The sequence below is a fragment of the Microbacterium capsulatum genome, from assembly GCF_030865425.1.
GTDB classification, from domain to species: Bacteria; Actinomycetota; Actinomycetes; order Actinomycetales; family Microbacteriaceae; genus Microbacterium; species Microbacterium capsulatum.
Genome location: NZ_JAVFCB010000003.1, coordinates 100,191 through 121,476, shown reverse-complemented (window position 1 = coordinate 121,476; position 21,286 = coordinate 100,191). Strand labels below are relative to the sequence as shown.

The 21,286-nt window shown below is 70.9% G+C and carries 11 protein-coding genes; all 11 read left to right on the top strand.

What is annotated here, in order from left to right; all coding sequences use genetic code 11:
- The first annotated feature begins 244 nt into the window (after positions 1–244).
- The 11 genes from RBR11_RS05990 to RBR11_RS05940 all read left to right on the top strand — a co-directional run bounded on the left by RBR11_RS05990 (position 245) and on the right by RBR11_RS05940 (position 21,284).
- Positions 245–6,334 carry an Ig-like domain-containing protein gene (locus tag RBR11_RS05990; protein ID WP_308488407.1) on the top strand — a complete coding sequence of 2,030 codons (6,090 nt, stop codon included), beginning with the start codon at positions 245–247 and terminating at the stop codon, positions 6,332–6,334.
- A gap of 14 nt (positions 6,335–6,348) precedes the next feature.
- The gene (locus tag RBR11_RS05985) at positions 6,349–7,323 is read left to right on the top strand and encodes an AAA family ATPase (protein WP_308488406.1); all 975 of its coding nucleotides are present in this window, start codon (positions 6,349–6,351) and stop codon (positions 7,321–7,323) included.
- Entirely contained in the window at positions 7,320–8,603 is a 1,284-nt protein-coding gene (locus tag RBR11_RS05980; RefSeq protein WP_308488405.1) for a DUF58 domain-containing protein, read from the top strand. The genes RBR11_RS05985 and RBR11_RS05980 overlap by 4 nt, the downstream gene beginning before the upstream one ends.
- Positions 8,600–10,888, top strand: coding sequence for a transglutaminase TgpA family protein (locus RBR11_RS05975; RefSeq protein ID WP_308488404.1), 2,289 nt, complete (start codon positions 8,600–8,602; stop codon positions 10,886–10,888). The genes RBR11_RS05980 and RBR11_RS05975 overlap by 4 nt, the downstream gene beginning before the upstream one ends.
- Positions 10,888–11,700 carry a PP2C family protein-serine/threonine phosphatase gene (locus RBR11_RS05970; RefSeq protein ID WP_308488732.1) on the top strand — a complete coding sequence of 271 codons (813 nt, stop codon included), beginning with the start codon at positions 10,888–10,890 and terminating at the stop codon, positions 11,698–11,700. Before RBR11_RS05975 ends, RBR11_RS05970 begins: the two co-directional genes overlap by 1 nt.
- Positions 11,687–13,141 carry an FHA domain-containing protein gene (locus RBR11_RS05965; protein WP_308488403.1) on the top strand — a complete coding sequence of 485 codons (1,455 nt, stop codon included), beginning with the start codon at positions 11,687–11,689 and terminating at the stop codon, positions 13,139–13,141. The genes RBR11_RS05970 and RBR11_RS05965 overlap by 14 nt, the downstream gene beginning before the upstream one ends.
- The gene (locus RBR11_RS05960; RefSeq protein ID WP_308488402.1) at positions 13,141–14,832 is read left to right on the top strand and encodes a serine/threonine-protein kinase; all 1,692 of its coding nucleotides are present in this window, start codon (positions 13,141–13,143) and stop codon (positions 14,830–14,832) included. The genes RBR11_RS05965 and RBR11_RS05960 overlap by 1 nt, the downstream gene beginning before the upstream one ends.
- The gene (locus tag RBR11_RS05955; RefSeq protein WP_308488401.1) at positions 14,829–15,575 is read left to right on the top strand and encodes an FHA domain-containing protein; all 747 of its coding nucleotides are present in this window, start codon (positions 14,829–14,831) and stop codon (positions 15,573–15,575) included. The genes RBR11_RS05960 and RBR11_RS05955 overlap by 4 nt, the downstream gene beginning before the upstream one ends.
- The gene (locus tag RBR11_RS05950) at positions 15,572–19,978 is read left to right on the top strand and encodes an FtsK/SpoIIIE domain-containing protein (RefSeq protein ID WP_308488400.1); all 4,407 of its coding nucleotides are present in this window, start codon (positions 15,572–15,574) and stop codon (positions 19,976–19,978) included. The genes RBR11_RS05955 and RBR11_RS05950 overlap by 4 nt, the downstream gene beginning before the upstream one ends.
- Positions 19,979–20,097: 119 nt before the next feature.
- On the top strand, positions 20,098–20,361 hold the full coding sequence (locus RBR11_RS05945) for a WXG100 family type VII secretion target (RefSeq protein ID WP_308488399.1): 264 nt from the start codon (positions 20,098–20,100) through the stop codon (positions 20,359–20,361).
- A gap of 65 nt (positions 20,362–20,426) precedes the next feature.
- Positions 20,427–21,284: a WXG100 family type VII secretion target gene (locus tag RBR11_RS05940; protein ID WP_308488398.1), complete on the top strand. Its 858-nt coding sequence runs from the start codon at positions 20,427–20,429 to the stop codon at positions 21,282–21,284.
- Positions 21,285–21,286 lie beyond the last annotated feature (2 nt).

Below are 21,286 nucleotides of genomic sequence, written 5' to 3'. Positions count from 1 at the left end.
GTTCCGGATCGGAAATTCCGCATGTTTCCGCACCCTTTTCGGCGATGGCGGGCTTCGGACGGCGGATAGTGTTCCGCACAGGAGCTCCGGAATCGCGGCGTCACCGCGGAAGGAGCGGGGGAGCGCGCGTCTCGCGCATGGGGGATATTCCCCATCGCGGTTCGGCGTGCGTTCCGGTTCTGTCGGAGGTGGCACGTCGCGGTGGGCGGCGTGGCAGAGGTCTGGGGGGTTCGAGGTGGTATCGGTGTCGAGGCTCTTCCGCGTGCTCAGGGAGCGGCGCGCGATGCTCGCCTCGGGGGCGACACTGACCGCCGCGGCAGTCACCATCTCGACGCTCGCGGTTCTCTATCAGGGAATCCCCACGGCCGACCTGCGGCTGGACGACGGCGGGGTGTGGGTCACCAAGTCGAACGACCTGCTCGTCGGTCACCTGAACTACCCGTCGCGCCTGCTCGACGGGGCGCTGCGCACCACGGCCCCCGACTACGACGTGCTGCAGGACGGCAACCGCGTCGTCGTGGTCGACCGTGCCAACGGGGTTCTCTCTCCGATCGATCCCGCCTCGAATCAGTTCACCGGGCAGCAGGCGATGCCAGGTGGATCGACGGTCGTCCTCGGCGGTGCGGAGATGGGCGTGTTGGGCGGCGGCAGGCTCTACGCCGTCGCGACCGACCGCGTCGTCGGCGCGCGCTTCGACAAGAAGGGCTCGCTCGCCACGGTGGGCGACGGCGGCGTGGTCGCGATCGCCCACGACGGGTCTTTCCTGTACGCCGTGGCTCCCGCGCAGAAGAAGCTCGTCACCGTCGACACGGCGTCGAGCACGGTGCGCACGGAAACGCTGGACGGACTGGCCGCGGATGCACAGGTGCAATTGGCGGCCGTCGGCGACATTCCGGTCGTGTTCGACGCCCGCCACGGCGTGCTCGTCGAGAACGGGCGCACGATCTCGATCCCGAAGTCGTCGGGCGCTCGTCTGCAGCAGACGTCCGCCGATGGCGACGCCGCCTACCTCGCCACCGGATCCGCGCTGATCCGTCAACCGCTCGACGGGTCGGCCGCGCAGATCCTGCGCTCGGACGATGCCGGTGGCGCCCCGTCCCCGCCAGTGTGGCTGAACGGCTGCGCCTACGCGGTGTGGGGCAACGGCGCCTACGTGCGCCGATGCGACGGGCAGCCGACCGTGAACGTCAAGCTCGACATGCCGGCCGCGGCGACCCCGGTCCTCCGGGTCAACCGTCGCGTGGTCGTCGTCAACGACACCCGCGGCGGAATGGTCTGGGTGGTCAGCACCAAGGCTCAGCTCGTGCAGAACTGGGACGACGTCGTCCCTCCGCCCGACGACAAGCAGCAGCAGGACCAGAGCGAAGAACAGCAGCAACAGCTCGAGCTGCCCAAGCGCAGCGCCGAGAACCACAAGCCGACCGCGCGTGACGACTCGTACGGGGTGCGCCCCGGCCGGACGTCGGTGCTGAGGGTCACTGAGAACGACACGGACCCCGACGGCGATCTGCTGTCGGCTTCCCTCGTGGGCGCACCGCCCTCAGGGATGACGGTGACTCCGGTCCTCGGCGGTGCGGCATTGCAGGTCGCGGTGCCGGCGGCGGCCACCGGTACGGCGAGCTTCCGATACCAGGTCGACGACGGACGCGGCGGCACCGACCAGGCGACGGTCACGCTGACCATCCATCCGCTCTCCGAGAACTCCCCGCCCGTGCTGGAGAGTCCGCAGACGATCCAGGTCGAGGCCGGCGCGAGCATCACGTACGACGCACTACAGGGCTGGAAGGACCCGGACGGCGACGACCTGTTCCTGCAGCACGCGGAAGTCGCCGGCGGCGATGTCGTCACCACGCGCACCAACGGCGTGATGGAGTTCCGCGCGGCGAGCGGTGCCACCGGAATCAAGGACGTCGCGCTCACGGTCTCGGACGGCCAGGCAAGCACGACCGGAGTGCTCAAGGTCGACGTGCGGCCGAAGGGCTCGCTCGCCCCGATCGCGAACGCCGATCACTACACCGCCACGGCGGGCACCCCCATCACCCTCTCGCCGCTCGACAACGACATCAGCCGATCGGGGGAGCCGTTGCGCCTCGCCCGCAACGACTACGCACCGGGTGCGAAGATCACCCCGAACTACACCGCGAACACCCTGACGTTCGAAGCGGACGCGCAAGGTACGTACTACGTGCAGTACCTCGTGACCTCGGGCGCCGAATCGGCCGCCGGTCTCATCCGCATCGATGTCGCGCCGGCCGGCGGGAACGGGCATCCGCCCATCGCCGTGCGCGACACGGCCCTGCTGCCGACCGGTCGCAACGTGCTCGTCGACGTGCTCGCGAACGACGAGGATCCGGGCGGAGGGGTGCTCGTCGTGCAGAGCGTGCACGTTCCCCCGGGTTCCCCGGTGTCGGCCGAGGTGCTCGACCACTCCGTCGTGCGGGTGACCGATATCGGCGGCCTGCACCAGCCGATGACGATCGGCTACACCATCTCGGACGGCCTGCAGAGCGCCGAGGGCGAGATCCTCGTCGTGCCTGTACCGCTGCCGGCGACGCTGCGTCCGCCGGTGAGCGTTCCGGACAACGCTGTCGTCCGCGTCGGCGACGTGGTCTCTGTCGACGTGCTCGCCAACGACTACTCGCCCGACAACGACACCCTGACGCTGCTGCCCGACCTCGTCGACACGAAGATCGGCGACGGGGCGGCGTTCGTCGACGGCAGCCGTGTGCGCTTCCAGGCCGGATCCAAGCCGGGCCCCGCCTACATCACATACCAGGTGACCGACAGTCAGGGGAACAGGGTCGCTGGCTATCTCACGGTGCAGGTGCTCGCCGCCGATGCGGCGACGAACTCCGCGCCCCTGCCCAAGCCGGTGATCGCACGTGCGATCGCGGGAACGACCGTGCGGATCCCGATCCCGCTCGACGGCATCGATCCGGACGGCGACTCCGTCGAACTCGTCGGTACGTCCTCGAGCCCGTCGCTGGGCCGGGTGACCGTGGGCGATGCCTGGCTGACCTACACCGCCTACGACACGTCACAGGGGCGCGACTCGTTCACGTACGTCGTGCGCGACCGCCTCGGCGCGACCGCGGAGAGCACGGTGACCGTGGGCGTCGCGCCCCCCGGCGCCGACAATCAGGCACCGTACGCGGTCAAGGACGTCGTGGACGTGCGCCCGGGGCGCACCATCGCGGTGCCCGTGATGGCCAACGACAGCGATCCTGACGGGGATCAGATCTCGCTCGTGACGAGCGGGCTCACGGTGCCGTCCGGGATCAAGGCCTCCATCGCCGGCGGTCGTGTCGTCGTCACAGCCCCGGCTCAGCCGGGTCAGTACACGCTGACCTACACGATCGCCGACGTGTACGGCGCGACGGCGCAGGCGCCGCTCCTGTTGAACGTCTCGAGCGACGCGCCGCTGAAGCCGCCGATCGCCCGCGACGACCACGTGCCGGCTTCGGCCGTGATGCGATCGGACAGCGTCAAGGTCTCGGTGCTGCAGAACGACGAGAACCCGGACGGCACCACCGACCAGCTGACCGTCACCGCGTTCTCGCCGAACGCGAAGGTGCTGGCGGGCGGGATCGTCGAGGTGAAGGTCGCCGCGGATCCGCAGGTCATCCGATACGAGGACACCGACCAGGACGGTCTCACTGCGCAGGCGTTCATCTTCGTGCCCGGGACCAAGGACGCCGTGCCGACGGTCACGGACACCACGCCGATCGTCGTGAAGAGCGGCGAGAGCGTCTCGATCGTTCTCGCCGACCACGTGATGGTCCGCAGCGGCCGTACCCCGCGCATCGCCGTGGCGGATTCGCTCCGTGCGGGTCATGCCGACGGGGCGCCGCTCCTGAAGGATGCCGAGCATCTGCAGTACACCTCGGCGAAGGGCTACTTCGGGCCCGACGCCGTGGGCGTGCGGGTCACCGACGGCACGGGCCCGGACGATCCGCAGGGCCTGTCCGCGTACGTGACCATCCCGATCCTGGTGCAGCCCCTGGAGAACCAGTCGCCCACGCTGCGCAACGCCGCCGTCAGCCTCGCTCCGGGGGAAGCAGGCCTGACGCTCGACCTGAAGAGGCTCACAACCGATCCCGACGAGGGAGATCTGGATCGCATGAGCTACGCGATCGAAGGCTCGGCGCCGAACGGCATCGACGCCTCGATCTCCGGCAGTGCGCTGACGGTGAAGGCGGCCTCCGACCTGAAGCCCGGGGCGACGTTGTCGTTCAAGGTCACCGCGGACGACGGCAAGAGCAAGCCGGGCGAGGGCGTCGTCACGATCTCGATCGTCACGACGCAGCGGCCGATGCCGGTCGCGAACGACGACCTCGTGCCTGACGCCAAGCAGGGCGTGGCGAGCGTTGTGGACGTCCTCGCGAACGACTTCAACCCGTTCCAGGGCGAGAAGCCGCTCACGATCGTCTCGGTGCACGTCGACACCCCCGGATCCCACACGGCGACGATCCAGGACGGCAAGGTGTCCGTGACACCCGCGTCCGACTTCTTCGGCACGCTCATCGTGACCTACCGGATCGCGGATGCGACGAACTCGCCGGATCGTCAGGCTGAGGCCAAGATCGTGCTCACCGTGCGCGGCAAGCCAGGTGCGCCCGGCGTGCCGACCGTGACCTCGATCCAGGACCGCACGGTCGTGCTGTCGTGGGCGCCGCCGTCGAACAACGGCTCGCCGATCACCGGTTACGTCGTGACCTCGCAGAACGGCTACTCGAAGAACTGCGCCTCGACGACCTGCACACTGGACGGGCTGACGAACAACGTCGTGTACCGCTTCCAGGTGGTCGCGGTGAACGCGATCGGCTCGTCCGACCCGTCGCCGACGTCGGCGGATGCACGCCCCGACGCACGGCCCGACATGCCGGCCGCGCCGACGCTGGCCTTCGGTGACAAGAAGCTCGCGGTCTCGTGGACGACGCCGAACTCGAACGGCTCGCCGGTCACGAACTACGACCTGCAGATCACGCCGCAGCTCGGTGCAGCAGCGGACAAGCTCGGCGTCTCGGGCAACAGTCTCAGCTGGGACGGCCTGCAGAACGGCGTCTCCTACCAGGTGCGGATCCGCGCGCACAACCTCGCACCCGACCCCTCCGACTGGAGCGCGTGGTCGGCGCCCATGGTGCCCGCCGGCGTGCCCGACGCGCCCGGGCAGCCGCAGGCCTCGTTCGCGCCCTCGGTGGGGAGCCAGGCGCAGTTGGACGTGACCTGGCAGGCGGTCACCACGCCGAGGAACAATGGCGACGAGGTCGCGACCTACACGGTCACCGCGACAGGCGGCGACGGGCAGTCGCGTCAGCAGACCGTTTCCGGCTCGACGACGTCGGCGAAGTTCTCGGTAGGCACGAGCACGAGTGGCTACACCTTCACGGTGGTAGCGACGAACAAGGCGGGGTCGTCGGCGCCCAGCCCAGCATCGGCGCCGATGCAGGCCGCGAACGCGCCCGATGCGCCCGTCTCGGTCCAGATCGCCGCGACCGGAACGGCGGGGCAGTTCAGCGTCACCATCACTCCGGGCGCCTGGAACGGCAACGCGCCGAATGAGGTCAGCTGGTACTGGAACTCGGGGCAGATCGCCGTCTCGTCCGCATCACAGACGCAGGTGGTCGGAACCGTGAACGGCGCACCGAACGGTCAGACGCAGACCATCAGCGTGCATGGTGTGTCTGCGGTCTCGCAGACCGCCGGTCCCGCCACCACGAGCAACGCGGGAAAGCCCTGGGGGCCGTTGCTGGGCTACACGCCGAACTCGTCGGTGAACGGCAGCCAGGTCTGTTTCAGCTGGGACGTCTCCGGGGCGCTCGACGGGCAGACGCTCACGTCGCTCACGTACTCGGCGCAGGGCGGTCAGTCCGGTGCGGGCGGCGTCACCGGCAGCGCGTGCTCCGGATCGGCGTACTACACGACGTTCGGGTTCACGATGACGGTGAACACGGCCGAAGGGAAGTCTGCGACGTACACCGCGAACGGGAGCACGGGAGCGAACCCCGGGCGCTGGGTGAATCTGGCAAAGGGGAACCAGTACGTCGGCGGCGTGACGACGGGATCCTGCACAGCAGCAGCGCCGGGCTGCTACTACTTCCACGTCACGGCGGGTGGATTCCAACCGAACAGCCAAGTGACGGTCGGCTGCTACAACGACACCTCCGGAAGTCCCTGGAAGACGGTGCAGGTGGGAGTCGATGGTGGTGGATCCATCGACACCCAGCTTTGCCCGATCGGTTCCGCGTACCCGACGAACTCCTGGCGAGGCCCGTACCAGGTCGTGATCACCGACCCGTACGGCTCCAAACCTTCCAACACCACGAGCTGGTAACGCAAAGGAATGTCATGACACTCACCCAAGAACAGGCCACCTGGTTCTCCCAGACGTTCTCGCAGCTCGCGCAGAACATCGGGCAGGCCGTGCTCGGCAAGCAGGAGGTGATCCGGCTCGTGCTCACGGCGCTCGTCGCCGAGGGGCACGTGCTGCTCGAGGACGCGCCGGGAACCGGCAAGACGCAGCTCGCCAAGGCGCTCGCGGCGACCGTGCAGGGCTCGCACGCGCGGATCCAGTTCACGCCCGACCTGCTGCCGAGCGACGTGACCGGCATCACGATCTACGACCAGCAGCAGCACCGCTTCGAATTCCACAAGGGCCCGATCTTCGCATCGATCGTGCTCGCGGACGAGATCAACCGGGCGTCACCGAAGACCCAGTCGGCGCTGCTCGAAGTCATGGAGGAGGGCCGGATCACCGTCGACGGCACCTCGCACGAGGCCGGCCGCCCGTTCATGGTCATCGCGACGCAGAACCCGATCGAGCAGGCCGGCACGTACAAGCTGCCCGAGGCGCAGCTGGACCGGTTCCTGATCAAGACGTCGATCGGCTACCCGGATCTCGCGGCCGCCGCCGAGGTGCTGCGCGGATCCCACACGAAGAACCGTGCCGCCGCCCTGCAGCCGATGATCACCACGAGCGCGGTGACCGACCTCTCGGACCTGCTGGCGACCGTGCACGTGGACGACGCGCTGCTGCACTACGTCGCCCAGCTTGCCGAAGAGACCCGACGTGATCCGAACACGCGTCTGGGGGTTTCCGTGCGCGGCGCGGTCGCCATGATGCGCGCCGCGAAGATCTGGGCCGCCGCCGAGGGCCGCACGTACGTCATCCCGGACGACATCAAGGCGCTTGCTGGGCCCGTGTGGGCCCACCGAATCGTCATGGATCCCGATGCCGAGTTCTCGGGGGCCAGTGCCGAGGGGGTCGTCGCCCGGGTGCTTGCCGACGTCGCCGCTCCGCAGTCCAGGGTGAGCGTGGCATGACCGTCGATGCTCCCGCCGCCTCGCGTACGGCGTTCTCCGACACGAGGGGAGCCCGGGCGGTCGCACGTGCGCGCGCGTGGGCGGGAGCGTCCGCAGGTCCGATCCGAGCGGCGCTCGCCGCGGTCGGCCGCAGGCTGCGCATCGCCACCGCGCTCGGCTGGGCGCTCGCGGGCGTCGCCGTCCTCGCGCTCGCCGCCGGCGTGCTCTGGGGGTGGGCCGAGCTGATCGCCGTCGGGGCGGCCGCCGTGCTGGTGCTCGTGCTTGCGGTCCCGTTCGTGATCGGACGGGCGCAGTACGCCGTCGCCGTCGAGCTGGCCTCACCTCGGGTCGTCGTCGGGGAGTCCGCGGTCGGGCGGGTGGTCGTGCGTGCAGCCGGACGGCGCGGGTCGCCCTCCGCCTGGATCGTGCTGCCTGTGGGGCAGGCGAAGGCGCAGTTCCGGGTGCCGCGGCTGGCCGCGGATGCCGTGCACGACGAGCTGTTCCAGATCCCCACCCAGCGCCGTGCGGTGCTCACCCTCGGACCGGTCTCCTCGGAGCGCACGGATCCGCTCGGCGTCCTGCGTCGTGAGGTCGCCTGGACCGAACCGACCCAGCTGTACGTTCATCCGCGCACCGTGCCGCTGGACGGCGACACGACCGGTCTTCTGCGCGATCTCGAGGGACTGCCGACGCGCGACCTCGCCGACGACGACGTGTCGTTCCACGCGTTGCGCGAGTACGTGCCCGGTGACGACCTGCGTTACGTGCACTGGAAGTCGACCGCCCGCACGCAGAAACTCATGATCCGGCAGTTCGAGCAGACCCGGCGCTCCCAGCTCGTGATCGCCCTGTCGACCCGCGCCGACGAGTACTCCGACGACGACGAGTTCGAACTCGCCGTGTCGATCGCGGGATCCATCGCGGTGAGCGCTCTGCGGGACGGGAAGGACGTGCGGGTCGCGGCGTCCGAGAGCCTGCTGCACGCGCCCACCCCGGCCGCCCTGCTCGACCTGCTCTCCGGTGTGGAGCGCACCGCTGCCGCGGCGACGCTCGCAGAGACCGCTCGCACCGTCGCGACCAAGGCCCCCGCGGTCTCGATCGTCGCGTTCGTGGCCGGATCCGCGGTCCCGCTGCAGCAGCTGCGGCAGGCCGCCACACGGGTCCCTCCCGCCGCGCAGGCGCTGGCGCTGCGGGCGACCTCCGCGGAGAGCCTCGCCCGGCACGTCGTCGGCGACCTCGTGACCGTGGACGTGCCCGCTCTCGGCGAGCTGCGCCGCGCCATGTCGGCGGTGGCGACATGAAGTCCCGTTCCTGGACAGACGTCACGGTCATCGTCGTCTTGATCGGCCTGGCCATCGTCCCGCTCTCCTCGGCGTTCCAGAGCATCGGGTTCTGGGTGGCCGCGAGTGCCGGAACACTGCTCGGCGCCCTCATCGCGGTCCTCGGCGCCTGGCGTCGCTGGGGCGTGCTCGTCGTCGCCGCGGCGGTGGTGGTCGCGTACTTCCTCGTCGGCGGGGCGATCGGGCACGGCGACATCGCCTTGTTCGGCGTCGTGCCCACGCTGAGCGTGCTCAGCGCCCTCGCCACCGACGCCGTGGAGGTCTGGCGGCAGCTGCTCACGCTGCCGGCGCCGTTCCAGGGCTTCGGTTCGCTCGTCATCGGACCGTTCATCGCCGCCCTGATCGCGGCCACCGTCGCGGTCACCATCGCAGTGCGGGTGCGCCGCGTGCTCTTCGCCCTCATCCCGACCGGGATGCTGCTCGTGTTCGCGATGGCGTTCAGCACCTACCTCGGTTCGTTCCCCGTGGCGGTCGGCGCCGCGTTCGCCCTCGTGGGGGTGAGCTGGGCGGCCTGGTGGGCGCAGCGGGCTCGACATGCGGGGGAGCTGGCCGTCGTCGGCGAGCAGGCCCCCTCCCGGTCGGGCAGGGTCGTCGGCGCGGCGATCGCCGGCGCCATCGTCGTCGCTGCGGCGGCCGGGGGCGGTGCGGCGGCCGCGATCGCCGCCCCGAACCGCGACGTGCTGCGCGATCACGTCGTCCCTCCGCTCGAGCTGCACGACTACGCCTCACCGCTGATGAGCTTCCGGAAGTGGACGCGGGACGGATCCGACTCCTCGCTTTTCGACGTCACGGGGCTCCCCGACGGGGTGCCGGTACGCCTCGCCACCCTCGACCTGTACGACGGCATCGTCTACAAGGTGTCCGGCAGCGGAGGCCCGGGATCCGGTGTGTTCAGCCGCCTCGGGCGCTCGGTCGACGATCCCCTTCACGGAACGCGCGCCCGGATCGGGATCACGATCGACGACCTCGGCGGCGTGTGGATGCCGACGGTCGGCTACCTCGACGACTTCGCCGCGGAGGGCAAGGTGGACGCCGAGGCCGTGAACTACAACGCCGCGACCGGCACGGCGGTGGTCACCACGGGCCTGAGCAAGGGCTCGCACTACACCCTCGATGTGACGGTGCCCGCGACGCCCACCGACGCCCAGCTCGCGAAGGCGCAGGTCGCGAAGATCAGCATGCCGGCCCCTGCCAAGATCCCGGACGCGATCTCCGGAATCATCGGCGACACCGTGCCGTCCACGGGCACCCCGATCGAACAGATCAAGGCGCTCGAGGCGTTCTTCCGCAAGGGGTACTTCAGCCACGGCCTGGCCGGTCAGGCGGCCTCCCGCTCGGGCCACTCCCTGAACCGCGAGCAGGCTCTCGTCGGGCAGGAGCAGATGATCGGCGACGACGAGCAGTACTCGGTCGCGATGGCGCTCGCGCTCGCCCAGATGGGTGTGCCCTCCCGCGTCGTGCTCGGCTTCACGCCCGCGGCCGGAAAGACGGCCGTCACCGGCAAGGACGTGCACGCGTGGGTGGAGGTGCCCTTCGACGGCGCGGGCTGGGTCGCGTTCCACCCGACCCCGCCGGAAGACAGGATCCCCACCGAGCAGGCGCCCAAGCCGCGGCAGAAGCCGCGTGCGCAGGTCGCCCAGCCGCCGCAGCAGCCGCAGGAGCCGGCGCAGCTGCCGCCGGCACCACCCGTCGAGGACTCTCAGAAGGGCCATCAGCCGGTCGACCTCGGCTGGCTGTGGGCGACGCTGCAGATCACAGGGCTGTCGCTGCTCGTGCTGCTGGTTCTGTGCGGCCCGTCGATCGCCCTCGCGATCCTCCAGGCGCGTCGTCGTCGCGGCCGTGCGGGGCGTGGCGGAAGCGTCGGCCGGGTCGACGGCGGGTGGGCGGAGCTCATCGACGCCGCGGGCGATGTCGGCTACGCGGTCCCGCGGGGCGGAACGCGGCGCGAGCAGGGTGCGGCGCTCGACGCGCGCGTGCCCGAGGGCGGGGCCGTGGCACTCGCGCACCGAGCGGACGCTGCGGTGTTCGGGGCGGGCGAACCCGACGAGGCCGATGCCCGGCAGTACTGGGCGGACACGGAGCAGGCCCGGGTGCTCCTCGCACGCGCCATGCCTTGGCATCGTCGCGTGCGGGCACGTCTGTTCCCCGCGTCTGTGCTGCGCGGGATCCGCCGGCCGAGGCTGCGCGGGTTCCACCGGCCGGTGCTGCGCCTTCCTCTGCGCCGGAAGAACGGGGAGTCGACGTGATGCGCCTGAACGGCGTGGAGCTCGCCTGGGGATCGGCCTCGGATCGCGGGCTCCGCCGTCCGCGCAACGAGGACTCCCACCTCGCCGAGGCCCCGCTGTTCCTCGTCGCCGACGGCATGGGCGGACACGAGGCCGGGGCTGAGGCGAGCGCGCGGGCGATCGCCGAATTCACCGGTCTCGTCGGCACTCGCCTCGCTCCGGACGCCGTTCAGGAGGCCTTCGCGCGGGCGGCGCGCAGTGTCGACGAGCTGGGATCCGGATCCTTCCCGCCCGGCACCACGCTCTGCGGTGCGGTGCTCTGCGAGCAGGCGGGCGAGCCGTACTGGGTGATCCTCAATGTCGGCGATTCGCGGACATACCGGCTCTTCGGCGGCTCGCTGGCCCAGATCAGCGTCGACCATTCATCCGTGCAGCAGCTCATCGACAGCGGCAGCATCTCGGCCGCCGAGGCCGAGCGGCACCCGCAGCGCAGTGTCATCACGCGCGCTCTGGGGGCGGGATCCACGGCGACACCGGACTACTGGCTGCTGCCGGTCGTGACCGCGGAGCGTCTGCTGGTCTGCTCCGACGGGCTCACCAAAGAACTCGGTGCCGACGACATCGGGCGTGTCCTGTGCGACGAGCCGTCGCCCCAAGGCGCCGCCACGAGGCTCGTGCACGAGGCGCTGCTCCGAGGCGGGCGCGACAACATCACGGTCGTCGTGGTCGACGTGATCGAGGCGCTCACCGATGAGGAGAGCGAGGACGACACCGCGGGCGCCACCTTGCCGCGCCCGGCGGAGCAGGAAGGGGAAGCGCATGGTCGCCTATAGTCGGGGGGATTGGACCGCGGTCGTCGGTAAGGGCGTGGCGGCGCTGTTCTCAGCGGAACTGCCGGCCGCGTCCGTGAGTGCCATGTGGTCGGCGCTGTCCGCCGACCCCGTGCCCGGCGCGGTGATCCAGGTGCTCGTGGGCTCCTTCGGCTCGTCCCTCGGCGCGCTGCCCTCGTTCGCCGTCGCGTTCCGCGACGAGGACGCGGACGAGGTGCGGCTCATGGTGCGCGGCACCGCCCGTGCACGATTGACCCGGGCCGACGGCTCGGTCGAGGAGGTCGGCGGGCTGGGCGTCGCTACCTGGAGCGAGCGCTCGGTGGCAGGCGTGGTGGCCGTCGAGCTGGCGGGCGCCGGCGACGAGCCGGTGCTCTACCCGCTCGCCGACGGCGTGGCTGCGGTCGGTCGGGTGCACTGGGAGCTCTCGCGCGTGCGGACCGAGATCGACACCTCGGCGCCGCACCGCCCTGTGATCGGCGAGACGGCAGCCTCGGAGGGCACCCGATCCGCATCGACCGCTCCGGATCCGATCCCGGTCGCCGCCGCGCCGGCTCCGGTCGAGGAGTCCGAGGACGACGGCCGGCATTCCGAGCCTTCTGCGCTCGCAGAGCCGATCGTCATCGCCGAACCGCCCGATCCCGCGCCGTCGGACCCCGATCCTCGTGACACCGTGCCCATCGTTCGCGCGACCGAGCTCGACGAGCCGGCCGCAGAAGCGAGCGCGGACGAGACTCTCGGCTCGGTTCTCGGCCAGACCTACGTCGCCCCGCTCGACGAGACGTTCGGCGAGACCTCGGACGATGAGACCGCGGAGGACGGGGAGGAGGCGCCAGACCTGACCACCGGCTACGACCACCTGCTCTGGGGTGAGACACGGATCCAGTCCGTGGAGGCGGCGGCGGTGCGTCCCGAGACCGCCCCGGGCTCGGTCATGATCACGGGGATCCCCAGGGGGACGTCGACCGGCGCACCCGCGGCGGCTCCCGCCGGCCCGGCGGGCGTGCAGCAGGGCGATCACGACGGCGAGACGGTGTCCGCCGAGCATCTGCTCGGGCTCCAGGGGCTGGTGGCTGCCGCGGTCGCAGCGCCGGCGGCCGTCGCTGCGTCCGCACCCGCCGTGCTCCTGGTGTCGTCGGGGGAGCGGGTCGTGCTCGACCGCGGCGCCGTGATCGGCCGTCGTCCCAGGGCCGTGCGCGCGACAGGGCTCATCCCCCACCTGGTCACGGTCGACAGCCCGAACCAGGACGTCTCGCGCAGTCACGTCGAGCTGCGGGTGGAAGGGGCCGACATCGTCGCGACCGATCTCAATACGACCAACGGCACGCGGCTGCTGCGGGTCGGGGCTGAGCCGGTGCGCCTGCACCCCGGCGAGGCGACGCTTCTCGTCGGCGGCGACCGGCTCGACCTCGGCGACGACATCGTTCTCTCCTTCGAAGGGCTGTGATGGCTGCGCGTCCTCCTTCCAGTCCACCCGTCATCCCGGGCTTCGAGAGCATCCGCCTGCTCGGCTCCGGCGGCTTCGCCGACGTGTTCCTGTACCAGCAGTCGCATCCGCGCCGGCAGGTCGCGGTGAAGGTGCTGCTCAAGGAGCGCATGGCCGCGTCCACCATCGCGGGGTTCACCGAAGAGGCGAACGTGATGGCGCAGTTCGCGAATCATCCGTCGATCGTCGCCGTCTACCAGGCCGGCGTCTCGGACGACGGGCGCCCGTACCTCGTCATGGAGTACTGCTCCAAGCCGAACCTGCAGATGCGGCACCGCGCCGAGCGGTTCAGCGAGGCCGACACGCTGCGGATCGGGATCCAGATCGCGGGAGCCATCGAGACCACGCACCGCGCCGGGATCCTGCACCGGGACATCAAGCCCGCGAACATCCTCGTCACGGAGTACGGCAAGCCGAAGCTCACCGACTTCGGAATCTCAGCGGCCGGCGGGCAGGAGCTCGTCGGCATGAGCATCCCCTGGTCGCCGCCCGAGTCGCTCGCGGTGCCGCCGACCGGCACTGCCGCGTCCGACGTGTACTCGCTGGCCGCAACCCTGTACACGCTGCTCGTGAACCGCACGCCGTTCCAGATCGTGGGCGGGGCGAACAGTGAGATCGACGTGATCTCGCGGATCCAGGCGGCGCCGCTGCCCCCGCTCGGCCGCCACGACGTCTCGGAGGAGCTCGAGGCCGTGCTGCGCCGCGCCATGGCCAAGCGTCCTGAGGACCGATACGCGAGCGCGCTCGAGTTCGCGCGCGCCCTGCAGCGCGTGCAGATCGGCCTCGGCATGCAGCCCACATCGATCGACGTCGTCGAGGAGGAACTCGCCTCGACCCCGCATGACGACGGCGAGGAGGAGACGCGCTTCCGCGGCATCGTGCGGATCGACGCGCAGACCGGGACGACCGTGCCCGGCGCCTCCACCGCCTCTGTCGCGCCGGCGGGCACGACGGTCCCGGATCCGACGAAGGTGCTCGGGGGGTCGCCTGCCGGACCGTCGGCCGATACATCGGGGGCGACTCGTCACGGCGCCCTTGGTGCTGCGGCAGGCCTCGCCGCCCCTCTCGACGACGCGAGCGTGGTGCGTCCGCCCGACACCGTGTCGCCGGCGCAGGGATACGTCGCAGGCCCCGTGCTCGGCGACCCGGGTGCATTCGCCGCCCCCATCGCCGCCGCGGTCGACGAGACGATCGTGCGCGAGTCCGCGGCGCCGTCTCAGTCCCCGCCGGAGGCGTCGCCGAAGCGCCGTCGTGGTGCGCGGATCGGCCTGCTCGTAGGCGGGGTGGCACTCCTCGCGGCCGTCGTGACGATCGCGCTCGTGGTGGTGCCGCCCGGGTCGGCGGCCCCGAAGTCGAGCTCCTCACCGGATCCGATCGACGTCGGAAGCGACCAGCCGGTCGACGTCAAGGACCTGAAGGGCATCGTGACGGGCGACCAGGTCGCGTTCATGTGGACCGACCCGGATCCGAAGAAGGGCGACACCTATCGCTGGCGCCCGGTGGTCGCGGGTCAGGAGTCCACGTTCCAGACCTCGACGGCGGCGACCGCCACTGTTCCGGTCGCCGCGGGCGGCCGCACGTGCATCCAGGTGCTGCTGGTACGCGCGTCCGGGGTGGCCTCCGCCGACGGCGTACAGGGATGCGCGCCATGACCGGATCGATCGCGGTCGTCGCCGGTATCACGCCCGATCCGGACGAGCCCGCGCTGCACGTCGAGTACTGCGGGGAATGGCACGCGCTGCGCGCCGGCGGCAGCATGTCCATCGGCCGCGAGGCCGACCTCGTCATCGATGACAATCCGTTCCTGCACCGGCACCTGCTGGACGTGCGCCAGGTCGAGGGGCTCTGGGTGATGTCGAACGTCGGTACCCGGCTCGCGGTCACGGTCACGGACGGTGCGGGGCGGCTGCAGTCGTGGCTCGGCCCCGGAGCCCGGCTGCCGCTCGTGTTCGGGCTCACCACGGTCGTCTTCACCGCCGGGCCGACGACCTACGAGCTCTCCGTGCACATGGCCGAACCCGCGTTCGCCGAGGCGGCACCGAGACCGGTGCACGGCATCACCACGGTCGGCGACGTCACGCTGACTCCCTCGCAGAAGCTGGTGATCCTCGCGCTCGCCGAGTCGATGCTGCTGCGCGACGGCGTCGGGATGGGGGAGATCCCCACCGGTGCCAGGGCTGCGGCGCGCCTGGGCTGGAGCATCACCCGCTTCAACCGCAAGCTCGACAACGTCTGCGACAAGTTCGACCGCCTCGGTGTGCGGGGGCTGCGCGGCGGCATGCGCTCGTACGCGACCAACCGACGGATCCGCCTCGTCGAGTACGCGATCGCCGCACGGATCGTGACCCGGGCGGATCTCCCGCTCCTCGACATGAGCCCGGAGGACACTGCATGAAGCTGAAGGTCACTCTTCACTCGGGCTCCGCCCGCACCGATCTCGCGATCACCGTGGATGCGACCGCGACCGTGGGCGACGTCGCCCGACGGCTCGTGCGGACGGATCCCCAGGGGATCGGATCCGGCGCGTCCGCGGGCGGCGCCGTGTCGCTGCGGATCCTCGACGCGTCCGCACCGCACGGCGGGCGCCCGCTGGCTGCCGACACGACCATCGCCGAGGCCGGGCTGCTCTCGGGCATGCACGTCGAGGCGATAGCGGTGCCCGAACAGGATCGCTTCGCGCCTCGCGACCGCGGGCCTGCCGCCGCCCGGCTGCGGGTGCTGGCCGGACCGGACGCCGGTGCGGAGTTCGCCCTCCCCGAGGGCGCGACCGTGATCGGGCGGGACCGCGACGTCGACGTGCGTCTCGGCGATCCGCTGGTCTCCAAACGGCACGCCAGGATCAACGTCTCCGACCGGATCGAGATCGTCGACCTCGGATCCGCGAACGGGGTGGTCGTGGACGGGACCCGCATCGGCCGGGTCGTGCTCGGGCCGACGGACACGGCGACGATCGGCGACTCGGTGCTCTCTCTGTCCCGCCTGCAGCAGGGCGGGGCGGCCTCCGCGCCGCAGATCGACCACATCCGCTCTCCGCGCGTTGTTCCGCGCTTCCCGGGCGAGAAGGTCGCCGCGCCGGCGCCGCCCCAGCTGCCTCCTCGGCAGCGCTTCCCGTACATCGCGCTGGCCGCGCCGCTCGTGATGGGCGCCGTGATGTGGGCTCTGACCGGTCAGCTGCTCGGCGTGCTCATGATGGCGATGAGCCCCTTGCTGCTCGTCGGCGCGTTCATCGATCAGGCGCTCGTCGGGAGGCGCACGCTCAAGGCCGGGAAGAAGGCGTTCGCGGGGGCGATGCAGCTCACTCGGGAGCGGCTCGACGAGCTGCAGACGCGAGAGCGCACGGTGCGCGAGGAGGAGCTGCCCAGCCTCGCCGCCCTGCAGCAGGACGCGCTCCGGCTCGGACCGCTGCTGTGGACGGAACGCGCCGAGTCCGGCACGTTCCTCGCCGTTCGCACCGGCACCGGTGCAGATCGCTCCCGCACCGAGGTCGAACTGCCTCCCGCGCAGCAGACCCTGCCGGAGAGCATTCGCGAGCTGCACGAGCTCCGCGACCGCTACGCGACGATCGCGGACGTGCCGGTGGCGGTGGCGCTGCGGGAGTCGGGATCCGTCGGCGTCGCCGGATCGCTTGCCCGCGACGTCGCGCGGGGGCTGCTCGCCCAGCTCGCGATCCGGCACGCCCCGACCGAGATGGCGATCGCGGCGCTCATCCCGCCGACCGCCGCACCCGAGTGGCAGTGGCTGGCGTGGCTGCCCCACACGAGCACAGCCCACAGCCCTCTCGGCGGGGTGCATCTCGCCGACAACCGCGGTGCTCTCGGCGCGGTGCTGTCGCGGATCGAGGAGGCCATCGACGCTCGGATCGGGGACGTCGCGCGACGTGGCATCATCGACGAGTCCGCGCCGTCCGACATGCCCGAACCTCGTGTCCCGGCGCTCGTCGTGTTCGTCGAGCACGGCGTGCCCGCCGACCGGGCGAGGCTGACCCGCATCGCCGAACGCGGCCCGGACGCCGGCGTGCACCTGGTGTGGTGCGCTCCGAGGGTCGAGCAGCTGCCGGCGGCCTGCCGCGCGGTGGTGCACGTGGACGATCAGGGCACCGCCGCAACCGGACAGGTGCGTCACGGCACGCTGGCCACTCCCATCGTTCCGGAGCGGCTCGACATCGCCGGGGCCGAGTACCTCGCCCGTCAGCTGGCCCCGGTCGTCGACATCGGCACGCCGGACGTCGACGACTCCGACCTGCCGCGATCCATCGGGCTGCCCGCGCTGCTCGGAGACGACGTGCTCGATGACGCGGACGCGATCGTCGACCGCTGGCGCCAGAGCGGATCCATCACGGCACGCGGCGACGCTGCCGCCCCGCGCAGGCGAGACGGGACGCTGCGGGCGGTGTTCGGCCATGCCGGATCGGAGCCGTTCTCGCTCGACCTGCGTGCCGACGGCCCGCACGCGCTCGTCGGCGGAACGACCGGCGCGGGAAAGAGCGAGTTCCTGCAGTCCTGGGTGCTCGCGATGGCTGCCGCGCACAGCCCCGACCGGCTCACGTTCCTGTTCGTCGACTACAAGGGCGGAGCGGCGTTCGCCGACTGCGTCCAGCTTCCGCACACCGTGGGGCTCGTCACCGACCTCTCCCCGCACCTCGTGCGGCGGGCGCTCGAGTCGCTGCGCGCAGAGCTGCGCCACCGCGAGCATGTGCTCAATGCGGCCGGCGCGAAGGATCTCGCGTCGATGGAGAAGAGCGGGGATCCGGCGTGCCCGCCGAGTCTCGTGATCGTGGTCGACGAGTTCGCCGCACTCGTGCAGGAGGTGCCCGAGTTCGTCGACGGCGTCGTGGACGTCGCTCAGCGCGGCCGTTCGCTGGGCCTGCATCTGGTACTCGCTACCCAGCGCCCGGCGGGCGTGATCAAGGACAACCTGCGTGCCAACACTAACCTGCGCATCGCCTTGCGGATGGCCGACGCCGAGGACTCCGCCGACATCCTCGGCGATCAGATGGCCGCCTTCTTCGACCCGTCGGTCCCCGGCAGGGGAGCGGTGAAGATCGGGCCGGGCCGCCTGATCCCGTTCCAGACCGGCTACGCCGGCGGGCACACCAGCGGTGAGCCGCCGACGCCCCGGATCGACGTCGCCGGCCTGGGCTTCGGCGTGCACGCCGACTGGGAGGAGCCGCAGGCCGAGCAGGTCGCCGTGGAGAGCGGCCCGAACGACATCTCCCGCATCGTGCGCACGGCGGGCGAGGCGGCGACCCGTGCCGGGATCCCCGCGCCGCGGAGACCCTGGCTCGACGAGCTCGCGGCGGTGTACCGGTTCGACCGGCTGCCCAACCCGAGGGTCGACACCGCGCTGCCGCTCGGCGTGATCGACGAACCGGCCCGGCAGGCACAGCCGGCGTTCTTCTTCGAGCCCGACGACGGCAACCTGGTGATCTTCGGGGCGGGCGGAGCCGGCAAGAGTACGGCGCTGCGCACGATCGCCGTCGCGGCCGCGGCGACCGCCCGTCACGGCGGACCGGCGCACGTCTACGGCCTCGATTTCGGCTCCCGGGGTCTCAGCATGCTCGACGGGCTCCCGCACGTCGGCGCGATCATCCAGGGCGACGATGAGGAGCGTGTGGTGCGCCTGCTGCGCCTCCTCCGTGACATCGTCGACGAGCGTGCCGTCCGCTATGCGGCCGTGAACGCCGGATCCGTCTCGGAGTACCGTGCGCTCGCGCAGGCGCCCGAGGAGCCGCGTATCCTGCTGCTCGTCGACGGGATCGGTGCCTTCAAGGAGCAGTACGAGTTCGGGGCCGCGCATCTGAGCGCCTCGTTCAGCGCTTTCGCTCAGATCGCCGCGGACGGTCGCGCGCTCGGCGTGCATGTGGTCGCCACGGCGGATCGGCCGAATGCGTTGCCGACCTCGATCGCGTCGACCATGCAGCAGCGCATCGTGCTGCGACTCGCGCACGAGGACGACTACCTCATGCTCGGTGCGCCGCGCGACGTGCTGAGCCCGGTCTCCCCGCCAGGGCGGGGCATCGTGCGCGGGCTGGAGGTGCAGATCGCCGTGCTCGGGGCGAGCGGGAACATCGCCGAGCAGGCCCGCGAGATGGAGCGGCTGGGTCGCAGCCTCGGCCGCGCCACGGGTCCCCGGCCTGCCGGCGTCGGACGGGTGCCCGAGCATGTGCTGCTCGCGGATCTTCCGGTGGGCCCGGCCGAGACCCCGGTGATCGGCGTGGACGACGTCACGCTGGGCGCCGCGGTCGTGCGCACCAGCGGTCCGCTGCTGCTCGCCGGCCCTCCGGGCAGCGGGCGCACCACCGCGGTCGCGACGCTGGGCGCCGCGGTGCGTCGAGCGGATCCGGCCCTGCAGACGGTCCTGCTCTCGTCGCGGCGCAGCGTGCTCGCGAGCGCCGGATGGAGTCGCAGGGCCGAGGGCCCGGAGGCCGTGCTCGCCCTGGCGTCCGAACTCGTCCCGCGGATCGAGGCTCGCGAGCGCTTCGCGCTCTTCGTCGAAGGGCTGCCAGAGTTCACCGGGACCGAAGCGGAGTACGAGCTCGACCGGCTCGTGAAGGCCGCGGCCCGCGAAGAGCTGTTCGTCGTCGGCGAGGGCGAGTCCTCCACCTGGTCGCAGGCCTACACGCTCGGGCAGCCGTTCAAGGCGTCGCGCCGGGGGCTCATCCTCGTGCCGGGAGAGATGGACGGGGACCTGCTCCTCGGGACTCCGCTCGGCCGGATCCGTCGTGCGGATTTCCCCGCTGGCCGGGGATTCCTCATCGCGGGAGGCCGTGCCGCGAAGGTTCAGGTGGCGCATGTGTGACGGTCCGCGGATGGGACATGTTCTCCATCGACAGCCCCGCGGGGCCGCCCCTAGCTTGTGGGTATCGCAGGAGCGAGAAGACGTCGGATCGATCGATCCGCAGAGGAAAGGAAACCGACATGGCCGTGTGGGGTCTTGACGTACAGCAGGTCCGGCAGCTGAGCACCCAGCTCAGCCAGAAGGCGTCGGACATCGACTCAATCCTGAGCAGCCTCACCGGCGCGCTCAACAACACCCAGTGGGAGGGCCCCGACGCGACCAAGTTCCGCAACGACTGGTCGGGCCAGCACACCTCCGCGCTGAAGCAGGTCGCCCAGGCTCTCCGCGACGCCGCGCAGAACGCCCAGCAGAACGCCGCTCAGCAGGAGCAGGCCTCGCAGTAAGCCCGGATCGGCCCGCCACGACACGTCGTCGCGGCGGGCCGGGAACGATTCAGAAGGGACCGCCCATGGCCATGTACGGTGCGGACATCGCGCAGCTGCGCACCCTCGCGCAGCAGTTCGACCGCCACGCGCAGCAGCTGGACGCGCATCGGATGACGGTGGGCAGCGCGATCCAGATCTCCGCCTGGCTCGGGCCGGTCGCTGTGCGCTTCCGGCACCTGTGGGACTCGGATTACAGCCGCCGCGTGCACAGCGCGGCCGAGACCCTGCGCTCCGCCGCAAACGACCTGCGCCGCAACGCCGACGAGCAGGATCGGGCGAGTGCGGCGCAGGGTCGGGCGATCGGAGGTGGCTCCGCGCGCGGCCTCGTCGGCATCCCGGGATCAGTCGGATCCTTCGTCCAGGACGTGGTGATCGATGGATCCAAGTCGTTCTCGGATGTCGTCGATATGGCGGGGTCTGTCGTGAGCAACGTGACAGGGAAGGACTTCGACGTCTGGAAGGTGGTGCCGCACGGTTCTTACATCAGCTCTGCCTTGAAAGGTATCGGCCTCGGCGATGACGCGGCGCGGTTGGCGCTGGCGGTCAGGGAGGGTGACTGGTCGGGGGCAATGCTCACCGCTGCCGACGGGGCCTTCTCGTTTACGCCGAGCCCCATATCGATGCTCTGGGGCGGCATGAAGGAAATGACAGGCTTCTTCATCCCTCTGGATCAGGCGTCGCGGGATGAGCACATGGCGTGGATGGAAGGGCGCGGCTATTCCGAAAGCGAGATCGCCACGCGCTATTCGGGCTTGCAGGGTTTCATCAATCTCGGCAACGACAACGTCGAGCGCAAGGCTCCGTGGATGAACAGGATTGCGGAGACGGCCATGCAGGGCCCCGCCGACTGGCTGCTCTCCATGGGCATCAAGGTCTATTAAAG